This window comes from Rhodoblastus sphagnicola (assembly GCF_002937075.1).
Classification (GTDB): domain Bacteria; phylum Pseudomonadota; class Alphaproteobacteria; order Rhizobiales; family Beijerinckiaceae; genus Rhodoblastus; species Rhodoblastus sphagnicola.
Genome location: NZ_NHSJ01000096.1, coordinates 18,334 through 34,045, shown reverse-complemented (window position 1 = coordinate 34,045; position 15,712 = coordinate 18,334). Strand labels below are relative to the sequence as shown.

Sequence of the window (15,712 nt, the reverse complement as noted above, 5' to 3'; positions counted from 1 at the left end):
GATCAGATCGTCTCCGGCGCTTGGATTGCCGCCGGATACAGCCCAAGCTGCTGGATGGCGTTGGCGAAACTGTCGTAATTGGGCGGTTTGATCATATAGACGCTGGCGCCGAGATCATAGCATTTCTCGATGTCCCGTTTGTCGTTCGAGGTGGTCAGAACGATCACCGGCAAGCGCCTGGCGCGCTCATCGGCCTTGAGCCGGGCGAGAATGTCCAAGCCGGTCATGTCGGGCAGATTGAGGTCGAGCAGAATCAGCCGCGCGCGCGGCGAACGCGGCCGGGTCGCGCCGCCGCCAAGGAGGAAATCAAGCGCCGCCGCGCCGGTGGCGAAGCGGAGAATTTCATGGCGCCCGCCCGCGCGGCGGATGTTCTTTTCGATCAGTCGCGCGTGACCGTCGTCGTCCTCGATCATCACGATCATCACGGGCGGGTTGGGATCACGCATTCACATAGCCTTCCGCCATGGCGCGACGCAGGTCCGCAGGCAGCGTGACTGTAAATGTGCAGCCAGATTCGCCATCCGATGTCACGGCGATTTCACCCCCCAGCCGCCGCACGAGGCTGCGCACATGGGCGAGGCCGATTCCATCGCCCGCGCGATCCTGCTTGCCCGCGCGGCGGAACAATTCAAAGATCCGTTCATGATCGCCTGGGGCGACGCCCCGGCCATTGTCCTCGACCTCAATCACCACCTGCGGCCCCGCGCGCCTGCCGCGCACGAGAAGACGCCCGGAACGCTCCGGCGCGAGATATTTTGCGGCATTGTCGAGGAGATTGCCAATGATCTGTTCGAGCGCCTGCTGGTCGCCGATCATCCGCGGCAAACGCCCTTCGATGGCGACGCGCGCGCCGGCGTCATTGAGCCGGTGCTGGAGGGATGCGACGCAACGCTCGGTCAGAGCCGCAAGATCGATGTCCTGCGGCAGCAGTGGCAGCCGGCCAAGGCGCGACAGGCTGAGAATGGCGTTGATCAAATTGTCCATGCGTGTTGTCGAGGCGTCGATGAATTTGAGCGCTTCGGGAATATCCTCCTTCACCGCTAGCCGCGCCTGCGCGATCACGGGGCCGTCGCCAGCGGGCGACGGCAAGTCCAGCGCCGGCGCGATGCTCTTGACGCTTGCGGCCAGCTCCTTGGCGAAGCCGATGATGTTGACCAGCGGCGCGCGCAAATCGTGGCTGACAATATAGGCGTAGCGCTGGATTTCCTCATTGGCGGTCTGGAGACTGCGCGTGCGCTCGGCGACTCGCCGTTCCAGCGCGTCATTTATGGTGGCGAGTTTGTCTTGCGCGCCGGCGAGGTCGGCGGAATAGGAATAGACTTGCGCCACGCCGACGAGGGACAGCAGCACCACGCTGAACACGCCTATCGTGGTCAGGGTCGTCAGGCGCGCGGCGTTGGCCTGCGCGTCGGCGACGCGTTCCGCGCGCAGGTTGGCGAGCTGGCGCAATTTGTCCGACACGATGTCGCGCGCCTGGCTCATCAGGTCGCGACCGACATTGCCGCGCACCACTGCGCGCGCCTGATCCATCTCGCCTGCGGCGCCCATGGCGACGGTCTGGTCGAGTTCGGTCAATTTGGCTTCGATGACCTCGCGCAATTGCGCCAGCGCCGGCGCCGAGCCGACCATGTCGAGCTGCTTCATCTGCTCTTCGGCGTGATCCAGTTCGGCGCCGGCGCGCTGGCGATAGGTGAGGAACGGTTGCAAGTAGGAGGCGTCGTGAGTCAGAAGAAATCCGCGTTGGCTCGATTCCGCTTCGAGCAGAATGTTGAAGGCGCGGCTCAGGCGCAATTCGGAGAAGCTGACATCGAAGGCCGATTGCGACAGCGCGCCGCTGCGTTCCGAAAAGACATAGGCGCCATAAACGATCGCGATCAGAATCAGAGACGCCGCCGTCGCGATCAGCGTCGAAATGCTGAGTATTTCCTTGCGATTACGACGCATTTTTTCGATTTCCCTGGCGCCTCGTTGCGCGCGCCGGTCAGAGGGTTCGGGCCGAACGCGGGTCGGCGATGTCATGCGCCAGGCCAATATCCTCAAGCCAACGCCACTTGGGCGCATAGCGCGGCATTCGCTGGCGATCCGACACAAGCTTCACGCCATCGCCCACGCGGCGCAAGGACATGGTTCGATTGTGGAATGCGGCGAGGCTCGGGCGATGCGCCACGCTGATCGCGGAAGCCCGCGGCAGCGCCTCCATGAACGTGATCATCACGCGCGATTGGCTTTCTTCATCGAGCGCCGAAGTGGCTTCGTCCATCACCACCAGATCCGGCTTGCTGAGGAGCACGCGGGCGAAAGCGATGCGCTGGCGTTCGCCGCCGGAAAGTATGCGGTCCCAGCGGTCTTCCTCGTCGAGACGCTCGACGAACTGTTCGAGCCCGACCGCACGCAGCGCATCGCTCGCCTCCCGCACGGTGATCTCGTCCGCCGCGCGCGGATAGGCGACGGCCGCGCGCAGGGTTCCCAAAGGCAGGTAGGGCGATTGCGGCAGGAACATCACGCTCCAGGCGCGCGGAATGATGATCTCGCCTTGCCCCCAGGGCCACAGCCCGGCGATGGCGCGGATCAGCGTGCTCTTGCCCGCGCCGGATTCGCCGGACACCATCACCCGGTCGCCGCGATGGATGATATTTTCGGCTTCGTGAATCACCACGGCGCCGTCGTCGCGACGCACTATCACATTCTCGAGGCGCAGCGTGTCGCCGTCGTCGCGCGTGACCTTGATGCTTCCGCCCTCGGCGCCGCCAAGACCGGCGTCGAGGCAATCCATATTGCCGACCATCTCCATGACTCGATTGGCGGAGGCGCGCCATTCGGCCAGGCGAATGAAATTGTCCATGATCCAGTTCAGCGCCATCTGTACTTGCACGAAGGCCGCGGCGACCTGAATCAAATCACCAAGAGACATGCCGTCGGCGATGAATTTGCTCGCGCCAAACACCAGGGGAACCAGAGGCAGGATCACCACATTGGCGTTAACCAGGCCGATCAGGCTGGACTGCGCCGCAATGATGCGCCACCAGCGCGCGATCAAAGAGTCGCTCGCGCCCAGCAGAGTCCGGCGCTCTTCGTCATCGCCGCAAATCAGCGCTATGCTTTCCGCGCTTTCGCGCACGCGGGTCAGTTCATAACGCAGGCTGGCCTCGGATTGGTTTTTTTCCTGGACCGCCGCGATCAAAGGTCGCCCCACGAAATAGGAAAGACTCGACATGGCCGCTGCATAGAGCAGCGCCACGATCACAAAGCCGAACGGCAAGTTCAGCGTGAGGCCGCCGACTTCATAATGCAGCGCGCCGCCGACCAGAGCGAGAACGCCGAGAAAGGCGCCAGCGGACAAAACGGCGTGGAGAAAACCGATAGACAGATCAATCACCGGCTCCAGCGCCAGCCGCGCATCCTCGGTCATGCGCGCTTCGGGATTGTCGCATTCGCCGCTGGCGACGGTCAGTTTGTAATAGGTGCGGTCGCTCATCCAGCGACGGATCAACCGGTCGGCGACCCAACGCCGCCATTCCACCTGCAAGCCCATGCGCGCCGCATTCTGCGCGACGCCCACCAGCGCCACCGCAGCAAGCAGGGCGATCAATTTGATGATCGAGGCGTAGATGTCCTGGATATGATGCTGCTGGAGCGCATCAAAGAAATGCTTCTGCCAAACGTTGACAGCGTAAACCAGGGTTACGGACGTCGCCACGAGGATCATGATCAAACTGGTGAAGGCCCAGGCCTTCACCCGCGTCGCTCCGCTCCAGAAACCCCAGGTGAAACGCCAGAAACTTGGAAGCTCCATGGTCTTGACATTTGTTTGATCGCCCGCCGCGCCAATGTCCGCCATCGTGCTGCTCCTCTCATTCCAATCGCGTTCCAGGCCCCCACCGGACCGTTCTGGTCCGGGGCGCTTTCGCATCGCCGATCAGGCGTGGCCGCCGAGAACCTGAATCACGGCGGAAATCACGAACAGGATCAGGAAAACGCCAAATAGCGCGCGGGCGATCCCCGCTGATGTCGCGGCCAAGCCGCCGAAGCCCAGAGCGCCGGAGACCAGCGCGACGACAAGAAAGACAAGAGTTAAGTAGAGCATAGGTGTTCTCCGCGCTGCTCACGATTTGAACGAGACAGTGAAGCAACAACAGGGAGGCGGAGAGGTTCCCAAAATACTCACCGGGAGCGGAAAAATAATTATCCAGCGTTAAGGGAACATGGTTTCCTTGTCTTCGTTGCCTGTTCAGACCCGGCGGCGAATTCCCTTTCGCGCGATACGCCGAACCTCCCCGAAATGGAGTTGATCATGAAGCATGCCGCCGCCGTTATCGCGACCAAGCCGCATGTCGAATCCCCGAAGTCGGGCATTGACCATGCGACGCGCAAGGACATTTCAGGCGCCCTCGGCGATATTCTGAGCAGCGCCTATAGCCTGCTGGTCAAGACCCATGTTCATCACTGGAACATCGTCGGCCCGCTGTTCCAGCAGCTGCACACCATGCTCGAAGAGCAATATGAGACGCTGTTCAAGTCGACGGATCTCTACGCCGAACGCATTCGCGCGCTGGGTTTCCCGGCGCCGATTCCGCACGTCTCGGTGGAGCAGGAGGCGCGGACGATGAGCGCCGAACAGATTGTCGACGATCTCCTGGGAGACCACGAGACTTGCGTGCGCGCGATGCGCGACACCGCGATCGAGGCGGAAGGCATGGGCGACATTGTCACCCATGACCTGCTGGTCGCGCAGATGGCTTGGCATGAAAAGACGTTGTGGATGCTCCGCGCCGTCGTCGCCAAGGCGTGACCGACCAAACAGGCGTTCTCATTGAACTCCGGGAGGGACTGACCATGGGGCGTGGAATTTTGCTTTGGCTGATGGGCGTGCCGATCCCCGTGATCATTCTCATCGGCTTTCTCTATCGCTGAAACACCAAGGGTGGGCGGCGTCGCCAGAGCGCTGTCCCTGGCGCCGCCCATCGCCTATGAACGCGTTGCGAAAAACGGCGGAACAATCCATCGCGGGAGCCGTTATCTCTTCGTATATCGGCTCTGAATCGGGCTGAGCCTTTCCTTCAAGCCTGTTCCGCAAGCACACGTTCGTTTTGTCGAACGGACGCGGTTTCGCATCCTCACCTGGAACTGACCCATGCCCATCAAGCCAATCCGTATTGCCGCTCTTATTGCCGCCTTCGCGGCGCTCGGCCTTTCTTCTGTTCAAGCGCAAGGTGTTGTTCCTGGCGCGGAGCGCGGCGCGCGCGAAGGCTCCCGTGATGCCGGCGCGGTCGGCGCGGTTGTGGGCGGCGCCGTGGGCGCCGTCGTCGGCGGCGTCAACGGTCTTCTTGGCGCCGACGACCGTCCGCGTTTTCGCAAATATGCGCTCGAGCAGAACCGCCCCGCTTATCATTATGGGCGCCAGGTGGTTGTCGGCGCCGTGCTGCCGGAGGGCGGGGTCGTATATTACGAGGCGCCAGAGGAATATCACCTGAGCCGTTACCGCTATACGGTGATCGACGGCACGCCGGTGCTGGTCGACCCTCAGACGCACACCATCGTCGAGGTCATCGAGTGATTTTCAAATGCCGGCCCCAACGGGCCGGCATTCGCTTTTCGCGCGCTTTCATATCGCGCCTTTAGCCATTTTCCCGGAGTTGCACTCGTCGCTGTCGTCGCAGCCGACACCATCGACATCGGGTGGGGCTGGTATTATCTGTCGACGGTGCTGGACGATTATTCCCGCTACATCCGTGGCGCGGAAGTTATGCGCCACGATGAAGGCGGAGGATGTCACCGCGACGCTGGATCTGGCGTTGGCCGCCGCCGGCCTGGACAAGGTCGCCGTGCGCCACAAGCCTCGCCTCCTGTCGGACAATGGCGCAATATCTGGAGACGCAGGGCATAGCTCACGTGCGCGGCGCGCCCTATCATCCGCAGACGCAAGGCAAAATCGAGCGCTGGCATCAGACGCTGAAGAACCGCATCCTGCTTGAAAACTATTATCTGCCAGGAGAGGCGCGCAGTTATGGACTATGTGCGAGGATCGTTACCGTGAAGGCGGCGGCGCCAAATTTCGTCGAAATTGTTATTGAGACGACATGTACAAGTCCTGGGCGCCGGTTGCTCGAAAATGCAGCAACGATATATTTTCGCGCGTCAATGCGGCGCGAACGGCGTCGAGCAGCGCATCGAAATTGACCGGGTGTGTCAAGAATTCGAAACCTACAAGACCCATCGACTCCAACACGATATGCGTATTGCCGCGCTCGCCGAAGATGATGACGCCTGCGGAGATTTTCATCAGCTGAAAATAGGTCAGAAGTTCCACCCCGCCCAGCGCCGGCATGTCCACATTCGAGACGATGCAACTGTTTTGTCTCCGCCAGCTCGACGCAAGGAAATCTAGAGCGGAAACGTAGCTGACAATTGAATAGCCTTCTTTTTCGAAGAGCGGGCGCATCGGCATTTCTCCCGACGCGCCCGCAGAGCGTTAGTTTAGTTGGAGGCGGACCCGTTAAGTTCCTGCGCCATCTTCAGATGGCGCTGGAGAGCGGGAGCGGTCTGTTCCGCCCATTGCTTCAGGTCGGGGTTGTCTCCACTCTTGGCGTAGCGCTCGAAAAGCGCCAACGTGCTCTTGTGGCCGCTGTACTGGTCGTCACGATATTTCTTGTCGAAGTCGGCGCCCTTGAGGCTCTTTAATTTGTCGAGCATCGACTGTTGCGACGAACTGACCCCATCGGGGATCGTGACCTTGATGTTTTTCGACTGCACCAGGGCCTTCAGTTGCGAGCCCACTTTCTGGTGATCCGTGATCATCTGCTCCGCGAAGGTCTTTGACACCTGGTCGCCGCGATCCAGCGCGAGCTTGCTCGACTGGATCTCAAACTCTCCAGAGTTCGCGGCTTCGGTGACGAAGTCCTGCGTTGCCGGCGCGATGCCTAACGCCGAGTTTATGCCGAGCTTTTCACTCGTGCTCGGCGATTGCGCCATCGCAACGCCACCCATGACAGCGAATACGGCGATCATAGAAACTAATCTCATCTCATTGGCTCCCTAATGTTAACCTATTATAAACGTATAAAAACGCTCGAAGTTCCATATATAAATAGATGTTATATTTTTATAATATTGTCTTATTATTTTGATATGAATGAACATGAGCGATAAATATAAAACGTATTGATTGATAACAATATTATTTGTGTTTTCCTCTCACCTAAGACCCCACCAGCACGCAAGACTTCGTTGGCTTGAGGGGGGCTGTGAGCCCGATCGGGCTCAAGGCGTATCAGCCAATCCGAGGATGGAGACTTTTGCCGTGGTGATTTCCGTTGGCCACAGCACTTCGATCAATCCAGTGGCGACGGCCACCCGTTGCGCGGCGCCCGCTTTGTAAGTGATGACGCCCCCGCCCACTGCGCCGCCGATTTTACGGCCCCATAACAGATGGCCGTCATCGGCGTCGAGCGCATAAAAATTGCCGCCCATGTCGCCGAAAAAGACGACGCCGCCCGCCGTCGGCGTCATGCCGCTCTGGATCGGATAATTGGTCTTGGCGCGCCAGCGCCATTGCCCGCTGTCGGCGTCGACGGCGGTGACCCAGCCTGCCCAATCGAACACCGGATCCTGCTTGCCCCACGTATTGAAGGGATTAAGCGAAGCCTCGCCAGACCAGGGCTTTCCAACCGGCGTCGCCTCCAACTTCTGCTTCGTCTGCAAAGTCACGGTCGAACACCATTCCACTTCGCCGACCATGACGAGATTGTTTTGGGGGTCGTAAGCTGGCCCATTCCATTCCGCGCCGCCGACGGTTCCGGGACAAAAATGCACCGGAACGCCAACCGTGAATTTCGCGTCGGCGTTATCGATCCTGGTCATGGGGTTGCGATAAAGCAGCTTGTTGTCGGCCAGATCGAAGCCATAGAGGTGGCCGTCTTTCGGCGCGACAAGCATCATCTTCTTGCCCCCGGCCGATTGTATCAGCGCCGGCGCCGTCGACATGTCCCAATCGTGCCAGTCCTTTGGGACGATTATGAAGTGGGTTTTGTAATCGCCCGTTTTGGCGTCGAGCACGACGACCGAACCTGAATAGAGATTTTCGCCCTCGCGCATGCCCGTCGCGAAATCCGGCGCGGGATTGCCGCCCGGCACGTAAAGCAGGCCCTTTTCAGGATCGAGCGAATAGGATGTCCATGTCGCGCCGCCGGTTATCGGCGATCCGTTCGGCGTCTTCCAGGTCGAGGCGTCAAGCGGTGAGCGCGCCTGCGGCCCACGCGCGATGTCGCCGGGCGTTTTCGGCACAAGATAGAATTCCCAGACAATTTTGCCGGTCTTGGCGTCGAGAGCATACATGCGGCCCTTGACGCCTTTGACGTCGCCGCCGGCATTGCCGATGAAGACGAGGCCATTCCAGGCGATCGGCGCAGCCGGCGCGCTTTCGCCTTTTTTCGGATCGGCGATACTGGTTTCCCAAAGGCGTTTGCCGGTGTCGAAATCATAGGCCAGTATGCGCCCGTCCTGCGCGCCACGAAACAATATGCCGTCGAGGAAGGCCGGCCCGCGGCTGACGCCCTGCGCCGAGGCGGGCGTATACTCTTCGTGCACGCGCCAATTCTGGCGGCAATCGTTCGGATTGATTGAAAAAATATCATATTCGGTGGTGAAGACGAGCGCGCCCCGCACTTCGAGCAATCCGGAATTGAAGCCGGTGTATTGGCCCGTGTCGAAGGTGCATAACACCTTCAGATTTTTGGCGTTCGCCGATGTAATCTCGTCCAGCGCGGAAAAGCGCTCGGAGGTCAGCGTCTTGTTGTAGCTCGGCCAATCGGCGTCGCCTTGGCCATGCAAGGCGATCGGCTTCGCCGGCGACGGACGATTGCCGACAGCGGCGGCCGTTTCAATCGCGATGGTTCCCTTGGGCGCGTTCATGTAGCGGAAATAATTGACGCCCATCGCCACAATGGGAATCGCCTGATCGAAATGGGTGTAGATCACGGCAGCGGCGATGGCGCCCAGCGACAGCGCCGATCCACCGATCCATTTCAGCTTGTTGTTCATGAACGCCTCATCATGGGCAATGGTTGCGCGCAATCCCGCGAGACGTTCTTTTCAATCCGGAGGCGCCGGATACCGATGGGCGTTCGTCCGCATGTTCAACCGCCCCCTCGCCGAACCTGCGCAAAGCGAGAGATGGCAACGTAAGCAAGACGTGGCGGCGGGAGCAGGATCGGAAACTACTCAAAGCGCGCATCGCATCGACGGCGGAGGCATCGGCGCGTATCGCGATCCCCCGTGGTGAAGCGCCGCATTGCCAATACGTTCTTGTTGGCTGGGTAGTTTCCCACGCCGAGGGCGCGCTTTTTGCGCTCCGAACAATGGCCGATTCCAACGCATCCCTCTGGATGGCGTTGCAGTGCTTGAGTCGCGGTCGGGATTTGCCTTCTCTTGCGCGGCGCGCGGCGGATGGCGTCGAAATTGATCGGAAACGCCAGTTTTTACCGCTGTTTACCAACCTGCGCGCCGCCGCATTGTTCCACAAGCATTGGTGAGATGTCGGCGATCAAAGCCGCGCGGGCGCGCATGCGCGCTCGGCTGCCGCTTGCATAGGCGTGACGAGGTATCGGGCGTGACGAGGTATCGGGCGCGATCGCGGTGGCGTTCCGCGTCGAGGCGGCGGAACCAAGAGAACTTGCAGCGCATTGATGAATTCAACGGGCTTGACCCACGCTGCGCCGCCGCGCGCATTGCGGCCACAACCGCGCCGCCGCTGCTCAAATCTATTCCTCAAACCCACAGGCTCGCCATGCGCCCGCTTCCCATCCTCTATTTTTCCGACATTCTTTGCATTTGGGCTTATTTTTCGGAATTGCGCCTCGATCAGGCGCGCCACGACTTTGGCGCGCAAATCCAGGTTCAATACCGCTTCTTTCAGGTGTTCGGCGATGTTCCCGGAAAGATGGCCACAAGCTGGCGCGACAAGGGCGGCTATGACGGTTTTGCCGACCACGTCCAGACGATCGCCGCGCGATTTCCCGAAACCCCGATTCATCCGCGTCTGTGGCGCGACAGCCCGCCGGCCTCCTCCAATCCCGCGCATGTATTTCTGAAAGCGGTGCAGATCTGCGAGCAGGAGCAAAGCTGCGCGCCGGGCGCCTTCGAGCGCGCGATCCGAAAAGTTCGCGACGCCTTCTTTGTCGAGGGGCGCAATGTCGCGCGCCGCGAGGTTTTGCTCGACATCGGCGCCAGTCTGGACGCGCCCGTCGATCCTATCTGCCGCCTGATCGACGACGGCCGCGCCCATGCGGCGCTGGCCGCGGATGACCGGGAAGCGGCAAAGCTGGGCGTGAAGGGCAGCCCAACCATGAGTCTGAATGAGGGAAGACAGACGCTTTCCGGCAATATCGGATATCGGATCGTTGAAGCCAATATCCAGGAATTGCTGCGCGAGCCGAATCTGGATCTTGCAAGCTGGTGCTGAACCATGAATGTGATCGGCGCCGCTTCGGGATGGCCCCGCCCCTCGCCGGCATAGGGTTGACTGTTCGGCGACGCCAGCGGCGACATTTGGGGCGTCGGCCATTTGCGCTATTGCGGCTTGCGCTATTGCGGCATGGACGCGCCGGAGCGGAACGGCGTCGGCGGCGGGATCGCCGCCCAATAGATCAGCCCGAGCAGGACGAGTTGCGCGGGCAGACGCCAGAACAACAGGGTCGACGAAAATTGCGGAAACAGATCGGCGCGCCACCACATGTAGATATTGGCGGGCGTGACCAGAATGGTCAGCACAAACAGACCCAGACCGGACGCACGGCGCAGCGAGGGAATCATCAGCCCGACCGCGCCGAGCAGTTCGAAAACGCCGCTGATGAAAACCGCCTCGCGATGCAGCGGCAGCGAGGGCGGCATGATCGCCAGAAAAAAACTCGGCGCAAACAAATGGCCGAGCCCGCTGGTGAAAAACAGCAGCGCGACCGCTGTCCTTGCAAGCGTGCGAAGGGTTGTCATGAACGTTGCTTTCCGATTTGCTCAGCCTGCTGTGTCAGGCCGCCGCGCGTGTCGTTTGCCGCGCGCGCTGTTCGCCGATCAGCCTGTGAATGAAGCTCAATTTACCCACCATGGCCTGAGACAGCACGAAGGGATAGACGTCGCCCTGGCCAAGCGAGCGGGACAGACTGTTCACGGCGACGGAAATCGGCGTCCAGGCGTCCAGTATCCGTTCGATCCTGTCTGCGCGATAGGCGTCGAAATCCACCGCGGCCTCCAGATGATCGTTGGCGACATGGCGCGGCTTCAGCGATATGCCGAAAGAACACGCGGTTTCCAGCGTATCGACAATATGCATGTAATGCGCCCAGGTCTCGGCGAAATCCTCCCAGGGGTGCGCGGTCGCATAGGCGCTGATGAAAGACTCGCGCCAGCCGCGCGGCGCGCCATTAGCGTAATAGGCCTGAAGCGCCTGGTCGTAATCGCCGCGCTCGTCGCCGAACAGGGCGCGGAATTCCGCGAGCGGGCCGCCGTCGCGCACCAGAAGATCCCAATAATAATGGCCGATTTCGTGACGAAAATGGCCGAGCGGCGTGCGGTAGGGCTCTCCCATGGCGACGCGGCGCTGTTCGCGCACGTCGTCGTCGGCTTCAGCGATATTGAGTGTGATGCGGCCGAAATCATGGCCGGTTAAAACCGTCTTCACGCCCTGATCGCTATGCACGTCGCCGATGAGGTCGAACACCAGCGGTTCGCGCGCGTCTTCGCCGATGATCGGCGTGGGCAATCCCCACAGCAGCAGCGAATAGAACAGCTGGCGCTTGGCCTGTTCCAGCCGCGCCCAGCGCTCGCGATTGCCCGCGACGGTCAAATCCGGCGCCATGTCGTTGTGCCGGCAGGATCGGCAGAGGCTGTGGCCGTCGCTCTCGTGAACCAGCCAGTTGCAGACGCCTTGCGCCGCATTGGCGCAGAAGTGGTAGCGCTGCTCCGGCGCGCCCACAGCCGCAAGCAGCGCAGGCGACGCCTCGTTCACCTGCGCGGGCTCCAGGGCGGTCATCGTCCCCCGTTCCGGCGCATAACCCAGTTGACGGCGGCAGGCGACGCAGACCGAGTTTTCAAAATGCACGGTATTGCGGCAGCCTTGGCATTCGAACAGTTTCATCGCTTTGTTCCTGGCGATTTGGGCAAAAAGAAACCCGGCGCGACCGGGTCTTCGAAAGGAGACGGCAAAGACCGGGGAGGTAGGCCTTCGCTCAATCAATGTCTCGCGGGGCGGATGGTTCCCTTCCGTCCCAGGCGATTTTTCTTGGCGTATGAGGTCATTGCCGCAATTGTCCAATGGTGTGTCGGCCGAGTCTTGTCCGGACGGCGGGGGCAAAAACGTGCGGCGCCCCGGTCATTCAGCCGAGGCGCCGCATATTCCTTAAATTGCGCCTTGTCGGTTACGCCTTGTCGATGACGTTTCTCACGCCGTCCTTGGCTTCCTGCACGACGCCTTCGGCATGGGGCTTCTTGTTGTCAGTGGCCTTGCCGATGGCCTGCTTGCCCTTGCCGACGATTTCATTGCCGACGCCGGAGACATTGGCGACGGTGCTGGACATGGTGTCATCCTTTCCGGGTTCATTTGGTCTTGGGGAAAATCAGGACTGCTTCATGTCAATAGAGTCCGGGCGAATAACGGTCTGTCCTCGGACGCTTCCACAGGGCGCAAGCAGCCGCGTGGCTTTCACAATGATGATGATCTCCCCAAGCCAAGCGCAGATACTTTGTTGCAGCTCTTATTTTAGCGCGTATGTCGTCGCTCTTATGGGAATAAATTTCACGGAATTGGCTTGCTCCGCCCTGAGGCGGGTTTTTGTTTTGGCGGCAGACGTCAATGCTGTGCGCTCCGCTCAGGGCGAATGCGGGCGGACCCTATCATGCGGTTTCCGCCAGATCGCGTCGCAATCCGCAAACGCCTGAGACGAAATTCACCGGCGGCAATGTCAAGGTCCAGTTCAAACCCCGGTCGTGCGATTCGATCGTGCTACTTCCCTTGGTGGCGCGGGGCAGCAAGACCTGCACGAAGGTCTTTCCAAAACCATCGCCCCGGTTGTCATTGGCCGAAGCTTGTGGACTGTTTTCCTCCCACGTCAGTTTCACGAAAGGACCGGCCTGGTTTTTTTCCTCGGCCCAGGCTATTTTCACGCTGCCGCCGGGGGCCAGAAGTCCGCCGTGCTCAATGGCGTTGCTCTGCATTTCATAGATCGCAAGCGCGAGATTTTGCGCGCTCTCCGGCGCCAGCCAGTAATTCTCCCCGGTCAGCGCCATGCGTTGCTGGGCTTCCGGGCTCGTCGATTTCCAGACTCCGGCGATCAGCTCGCGCAACCCAACGCCCCGCCATTGCGACGCCACCAGCAATTCATGCGTCACCGCCAGCGCGCGGATGCGACCGTTGAAATGCGCGACAAAGGTTGCGATGTCGGTGGACGAACGCCCGGATTGCCGGGCTATGCCCATGATCACCGCCAGCAGGTTCTTGGTGCGATGGGTCAGTTCGCGCAACAGCGCCCGCAGTTCCTCCTGCCGGCGATGGTAGGCGGTGGTTTCGATCGAGGTCGTGAGCACGCCGACGACTTCGCCATCGCGCCACAACGCTTCGATGTTTTCGTGGAAATAGCGGGTGTCGCCGTCGATCTCCATCTCGAGATCCAGACTGTTCGCCGCCTTGCTGGCCATGACGCCGCGCTTGGCGGCGGTCAGAACCATGTCGGCCCGCGCCGGAAGCACGTCTTGTTGCAGGCGACCGAGCAGGACTGCGGCGGGCAGGCCTTTGGGGGCGTTATGCACCCAGAGATATCGCAGGTCCGTATCCTGCTGGGACATGGAAATGTCAGAATTTTTCAACGCATTTTCGAAGCGCTGCTTGGCTTCGTCGAGCGCCTGCGTGCGTTCGGCGACGGCGCGCTCCAAATCGGCCTTGGCGGCGGCGAGGCGGGCCAATTCCTCGGCGCGACGCGCTGTCGCCCCGCTGAGCGCCCTGTTGGCTTCCAGCAATTCGCCGGGCGAGGGCTCCGCCAGCAGAGCGGGCAGCAACCCCCAGATGGCCAGAGAGGCGGTCAGCGCCACACCGAGCGCGGCGGCCTGAATAAAATCCAGCCACGCCACGCCGCGCCAGAACAGGGTGAGGACATCGACAAGGTGAGACGCCCCGAACGCGAGAAAGCCAATAATGGCGATCCGGCTTGTTTGCCGGGCAAGTTCCTCGACGCTGCTGCGCTTGTGGATATAGTAACTCAGGGCAAGCGCTGCAGACAGGCAAGCCAACCCGACTGCAATATCCGACACAAACCGCATTTCCTGCCGTCTCATCCACAAGGGGTTTCAAAACGCGGGATCCCTCAACCGTCTGTTGTTGTCGGGGAACCTGCATTCAACCAACCGGAAAAGGATAAAGACGTTCCGCCTTGCTTCAAATAGCCAAGGGAATGGGTCAGGCGGCGCTGGCTTCGCTCCTTTCAGCCTTGGTGTTGAAGAACAAGGCCTGGCTGATCACGGCGCGCACCACGTCTTCCTCGAAAGGCTTGGCAATGAGGAAGGTCGGTTCCGGGCGCTCGCCGGTCAGCAGGCTTTCAGGATAGGCGGTGATGAAAATCACCGGCACTTGGAAGCTCCTGAGAATGTCGTGGACGGCGTCGAGCCCCGAACTGCCGTCGGCCAGCCTGACGTCGGCGAGAACGAGGCCGGGCTTCAGGCGATTGGCCATTTCCACGGCTTCGCCGCGTGTGCGGGCGTTGCCGGCGACCTTGTGGCCCAGTTCCCTGACCAGATTTTCCAAATCCATGGCGATGATCGGCTCGTCCTCGATGACCAGCACCGATGTGGCGACCTGCGCGCTGATTTCGCGGCTGGCGTTTTCGACCAGCCTGGAGAATTTGGCGAGGTCCATATCCAGAATTCTCGCCCCCTGTTCCGCCGAGAAACCCTCCACGGCGGTGAGCAGGAAGGCCTGGCGCGGCAGCGGCGTGATGTCTTCCAACCGGCGCTCCGCGCCCGTGCTGGACGAGGACGCGGTCTCGCCATTCAGCGGCATGGCGTTCCAGATCCGGGAAAACAGCTTGTAGACGGCCGTGCGCGCATTGAGTCGCTGGTCGAACAGGGACGGGTCTTCGATCAGAGCTTCGAGCATGGCGACGACATAGGCGTCGCCGCTGGTCTGACTCCCGCTCACGGCGCGTGAATAGCGACGCAGGAAAGGCAGTTGCGGGGCGACAATCTCGGAAAGCGTCATGTTTGAGAAACTCCGGTGCGCAGAACCATTCCTCGCCGCCAGGAACTCGGCCGCCAGGAACTCGGCTGCGAGGAACGCGGCATGAAAACGTGTGATGAGGTTTCAGGTTCCCAAGCCGGATTATTTTCGGAACAGGGCAAAGCCGGCCGCGTTGCTTGATGGAAAGGCAAGCTCGCAGGAGCCGCTCCCAAAAAACCGCTCCCAAGCCGGAGTTTTGCCGCGACCGCATCATGAAATGACGTGAAAATCATGGAAAGCAAGCAGGAACCACCCGCAAGCCCACCCCCGCTTAACGAAAAACTGCGACTTCATCTTGGCGACAGACTGAAGCTGCTGTTTGCCGAAACCGAGATGACCGCAATTCCCGACCGTTTCGCCAGCCTGCTCGACCAGTTGGAACAGGCGGGAGTCGAAGGCGTTGACGCGCCAGGGGCGGTCAGGGGTCAACGCACGCACGACGCCAGCGAGGTCCAACCCTGA

At 60.9% G+C, this 15,712-nt stretch carries 18 protein-coding genes and 1 pseudogene; 7 read left to right on the top strand and 12 right to left on the bottom strand.

Annotation, left to right across the window (positions count from 1 at the left end; genetic code table 11):
* Positions 1–2 precede the first annotated feature (2 nt).
* From CCR94_RS15800 to CCR94_RS15785, 4 genes are all read right to left on the bottom strand, one after another.
* Positions 3–446: a response regulator gene (locus tag CCR94_RS15800; RefSeq protein ID WP_104508811.1), complete on the bottom strand. Its 444-nt coding sequence runs from the start codon at positions 444–446 to the stop codon at positions 3–5.
* Entirely contained in the window at positions 439–1,944 is a 1,506-nt protein-coding gene (locus CCR94_RS15795) for a sensor histidine kinase (protein WP_158254786.1), read from the bottom strand. The genes CCR94_RS15800 and CCR94_RS15795 overlap by 8 nt, the downstream gene beginning before the upstream one ends.
* 37 nt (positions 1,945–1,981) lie before the next feature.
* Positions 1,982–3,838, bottom strand: a complete 1,857-nt coding sequence (locus CCR94_RS15790) for an ABC transporter ATP-binding protein/permease (protein WP_158254785.1) — start codon at positions 3,836–3,838, stop codon at positions 1,982–1,984.
* A 78-nt stretch (positions 3,839–3,916) separates the two neighbouring features.
* The gene (locus tag CCR94_RS15785; protein ID WP_104508808.1) at positions 3,917–4,084 is read right to left on the bottom strand and encodes a DUF1328 domain-containing protein; all 168 of its coding nucleotides are present in this window, start codon (positions 4,082–4,084) and stop codon (positions 3,917–3,919) included.
* A 207-nt stretch (positions 4,085–4,291) separates the two neighbouring features.
* Here CCR94_RS15785 and CCR94_RS15780 point away from each other — a divergent pair, with 207 nt between their 5' ends.
* From CCR94_RS15780 to CCR94_RS15770, 4 genes and pseudogenes are all read left to right on the top strand, one after another.
* Positions 4,292–4,789 carry a Dps family protein gene (locus tag CCR94_RS15780; RefSeq protein ID WP_104508840.1) on the top strand — a complete coding sequence of 166 codons (498 nt, stop codon included), beginning with the start codon at positions 4,292–4,294 and terminating at the stop codon, positions 4,787–4,789.
* On the top strand, positions 4,786–4,911 hold the full coding sequence (locus tag CCR94_RS26350; RefSeq protein WP_275112818.1) for a hypothetical protein: 126 nt from the start codon (positions 4,786–4,788) through the stop codon (positions 4,909–4,911). The genes CCR94_RS15780 and CCR94_RS26350 overlap by 4 nt, the downstream gene beginning before the upstream one ends.
* Positions 4,912–5,131: 220 nt before the next feature.
* Positions 5,132–5,554: a DUF1236 domain-containing protein gene (locus CCR94_RS15775; protein ID WP_104508807.1), complete on the top strand. Its 423-nt coding sequence runs from the start codon at positions 5,132–5,134 to the stop codon at positions 5,552–5,554.
* 117 nt (positions 5,555–5,671) lie between these two features.
* A pseudogene (locus CCR94_RS15770) lies at positions 5,672–5,994 on the top strand (DDE-type integrase/transposase/recombinase); the annotation flags it as partial.
* 70 nt (positions 5,995–6,064) lie between these two features.
* Here the strand turns inward: CCR94_RS15770 and CCR94_RS15765 are convergent.
* From CCR94_RS15765 to CCR94_RS15755, 3 genes are all read right to left on the bottom strand, one after another.
* Entirely contained in the window at positions 6,065–6,439 is a 375-nt protein-coding gene (locus tag CCR94_RS15765) for a response regulator (RefSeq protein ID WP_158254784.1), read from the bottom strand.
* A 35-nt stretch (positions 6,440–6,474) separates the two neighbouring features.
* Positions 6,475–7,005, bottom strand: coding sequence for a DUF4142 domain-containing protein (locus CCR94_RS15760; RefSeq protein WP_425332338.1), 531 nt, complete (start codon positions 7,003–7,005; stop codon positions 6,475–6,477).
* 252 nt (positions 7,006–7,257) lie between these two features.
* A complete protein-coding gene (locus tag CCR94_RS15755; RefSeq protein ID WP_146090036.1) occupies positions 7,258–9,036 on the bottom strand; it encodes an outer membrane protein assembly factor BamB family protein in 1,779 nt (592 codons plus the stop codon).
* A 23-nt stretch (positions 9,037–9,059) separates the two neighbouring features.
* Between CCR94_RS15755 and CCR94_RS24610 the strand changes: the two genes are divergently transcribed.
* The gene (locus CCR94_RS24610) at positions 9,060–9,527 is read left to right on the top strand and encodes a hypothetical protein (RefSeq protein ID WP_146090035.1); all 468 of its coding nucleotides are present in this window, start codon (positions 9,060–9,062) and stop codon (positions 9,525–9,527) included.
* Positions 9,528–9,667: 140 nt separating this feature from the next.
* On the top strand, positions 9,668–10,456 hold the full coding sequence (locus CCR94_RS15750; RefSeq protein ID WP_206605845.1) for a DsbA family oxidoreductase: 789 nt from the start codon (positions 9,668–9,670) through the stop codon (positions 10,454–10,456).
* A gap of 122 nt (positions 10,457–10,578) precedes the next feature.
* Here CCR94_RS15750 and CCR94_RS15745 read toward each other — a convergent pair whose 3' ends face one another.
* The 5 genes from CCR94_RS15745 to CCR94_RS15725 form a co-directional block, all read right to left on the bottom strand.
* Positions 10,579–10,983, bottom strand: coding sequence for a DoxX family protein (locus tag CCR94_RS15745; protein WP_104508803.1), 405 nt, complete (start codon positions 10,981–10,983; stop codon positions 10,579–10,581).
* Positions 10,984–11,017: 34 nt separating this feature from the next.
* Complete coding sequence (locus CCR94_RS15740) at positions 11,018–12,124, bottom strand: zinc-binding metallopeptidase family protein (protein WP_104508802.1); 1,107 nt, start codon at positions 12,122–12,124, stop codon at positions 11,018–11,020.
* Positions 12,125–12,404: 280 nt separating this feature from the next.
* Positions 12,405–12,563 (bottom strand): CsbD family protein, encoded by a 159-nt coding sequence (locus tag CCR94_RS15735; protein ID WP_104508801.1) that lies wholly within the window; start codon positions 12,561–12,563, stop codon positions 12,405–12,407.
* A 316-nt stretch (positions 12,564–12,879) separates the two neighbouring features.
* Positions 12,880–14,289 (bottom strand): sensor histidine kinase, encoded by a 1,410-nt coding sequence (locus tag CCR94_RS15730; RefSeq protein ID WP_158254783.1) that lies wholly within the window; start codon positions 14,287–14,289, stop codon positions 12,880–12,882.
* A gap of 145 nt (positions 14,290–14,434) precedes the next feature.
* On the bottom strand, positions 14,435–15,232 hold the full coding sequence (locus CCR94_RS15725) for a response regulator (RefSeq protein WP_104508799.1): 798 nt from the start codon (positions 15,230–15,232) through the stop codon (positions 14,435–14,437).
* 249 nt (positions 15,233–15,481) lie between these two features.
* On the opposite strand from CCR94_RS15725, the gene CCR94_RS25520 reads away from it, so the two are divergent.
* Positions 15,482–15,712, top strand: coding sequence for a NepR family anti-sigma factor (locus CCR94_RS25520; RefSeq protein ID WP_244594103.1), 231 nt, complete (start codon positions 15,482–15,484; stop codon positions 15,710–15,712).